The following is a 965-nucleotide window of genomic DNA, read 5'->3' as shown; positions in this document are numbered from 1 at the left end:
TCCGAAGTGGTCGTGCCGGACTTCCCTGCCCAGGACTTTCCGGCCACCAGCTCTTTGAGCGTGTCGGCGTCCTTGGCCATTTCCTCGGCGATTTCGAGGACAGCGCCCTCGACATCCGGGAAGTACTGGTAGAAGGTCGCGGGGGAGGTACCCGCCATACGGGCGACGTCGATGACCTTGACGTCCCGATAGGGCGACGTGCTGAGCATCTCGCGGAGGCAGTCGAGCAGCTTCTGCCGCGTCTCCTGTCCGCGTCGCCCGGCGACGCGACCGTCGACGGTGCGAACTTGTCCTGTCATGCCGTCAGCTTACCGTGGCCCGATCTTGGCGCGATTCGGTGATGTGACAATTACTCCGCCCGGGGGTTGGTATAGGGGCTCGGGGGCCTTCGGACGGATATTCATCGGCCTCCGGAGGGCGTCATGACGCCCCCCCGTGCACCGATGACGCCACAGGGTGACGACCCCTTCGCTGAGGGGTTATCGAGTAACGGAGCGTGACGGAGTAATCGGGGGTGTGAGTCGCCCCTCACGGTGGCCCCGGGCGTGTCGGGCGCAAGCCCGGGCCGGAGCGGACGTCAGGATCCGGCCGTTCCGGAGCCGCTGACCGGGCCGTGGCCCCTCCGGCCGGCCGGACGGCGTTCCGGGCGGGGGAGGTTGGAGATGGACCGGGCGGCATTGGACAATCGGGTCCGGCACCACGCGGTGGGTGCCCGGCACCACGCGGGCGGTGCTCAATACGGGGAGGTGGCAGCGGGTGGACCAGCTGACGGCGCACGATCCGAGGCGGATCGGGCCCTTCGAGGTGCTGGGGCGGCTCGGGGCGGGGGGAATGGGCCTGGTCTACCTGGCGCGGTCCGCGTCCGGCCGCCGAGTGGCGATCAAGACCGTGCGGGGGGAGCTGGCCGAGGACGAGCTGTTCCGGGTCCGGTTCGCACGGGAGATCGCGGCCGCCAAGACGGTCGG

Annotated in this window: 1 protein-coding gene and 1 pseudogene; one reads left to right on the top strand and one right to left on the bottom strand. The window is 69.6% G+C overall.

Translation table 11 applies throughout. The features are described from left to right. Positions 1-299: TetR/AcrR family transcriptional regulator (locus tag BI06_RS22300; protein ID WP_043470843.1), on the bottom strand; the 299-nt coding region annotated here is incomplete at its 3' end. Positions 300-756: 457 nt separating this feature from the next. On the opposite strand from BI06_RS22300, the pseudogene BI06_RS22295 reads away from it, so the two are divergent. Continuing rightward, positions 757-965 (top strand): annotated as a pseudogene (locus tag BI06_RS22295) (hypothetical protein); the annotation flags it as partial.

The sequence above is a fragment of the Kitasatospora sp. MBT66 genome (genome assembly GCF_000710405.2).
GTDB classification, from domain to species: Bacteria; Actinomycetota; Actinomycetes; order Streptomycetales; family Streptomycetaceae; genus Kitasatospora; species Kitasatospora purpeofusca.
This window is presented reverse-complemented; position numbering and strand designations above follow the sequence as displayed.